The 551-nt window shown below is 49.7% G+C and carries 1 protein-coding gene; it reads left to right on the top strand.

Annotation, left to right across the window (positions count from 1 at the left end):
- Positions 1-68: 68 nt before the first annotated feature.
- Positions 69-551: zona pellucida domain-containing protein (locus tag GQR53_RS20585; RefSeq protein WP_206013420.1), on the top strand; the 483-nt coding region annotated here is incomplete at its 3' end.

Raw genomic sequence — 551 nt, 5'->3', positions numbered from 1 at the left:
ACTGGAGGTTTCCCATTGTTCCAGAAGTGCCGAGTGAGATGGCGGTGGATTTCCATTTGAGGCAACCTGTGACCCCCAGTAGTGTAGCTATTCAATGCGGTGAGAACCGGATTCATGTGGAGGTACAGCAGGACTTGTTTAGCAATGGTGAACTGATCCAGCCATCTGGTCTGACTCTGGGAGGATGTCCTGTTGTCGGTTTGGTCCCAGGCTCTAAGGTGCTCTTCTTTGAGAATGAACTGCAGGACTGCAACAGTGTCTTGATGATGACCAAGGATGAGCTTGTCTACACCTTTGCCCTTACCTACACTCCTGAGGCGTTTGCTGGCACTCCGATTACCCGTGCAGGTGGTGCAGTTATTGGAGTTCAATGCCACTATCAAAGGTTTCAAAATGTCAGCAGTAGTGCCTTGAAGCCAACTTGGGTCCCTTATGCCTCAACGGAGGCTGGTGAAGAAGTCTTGGTGTTCTCCCTGAAGCTCATGACTGATGACTGGTCCTATGAGAGGCCTTCAAACTCTTACTTCCTGGGTGACGTTATTAATGTTGAG

The sequence above is a fragment of the Pseudoalteromonas sp. Z9A6 genome, assembly GCF_011378805.1.
In the GTDB taxonomy this organism is placed as follows: Bacteria; Pseudomonadota; Gammaproteobacteria; order Enterobacterales; family Alteromonadaceae; genus Pseudoalteromonas; species Pseudoalteromonas distincta.
This window is presented reverse-complemented; position numbering and strand designations above follow the sequence as displayed.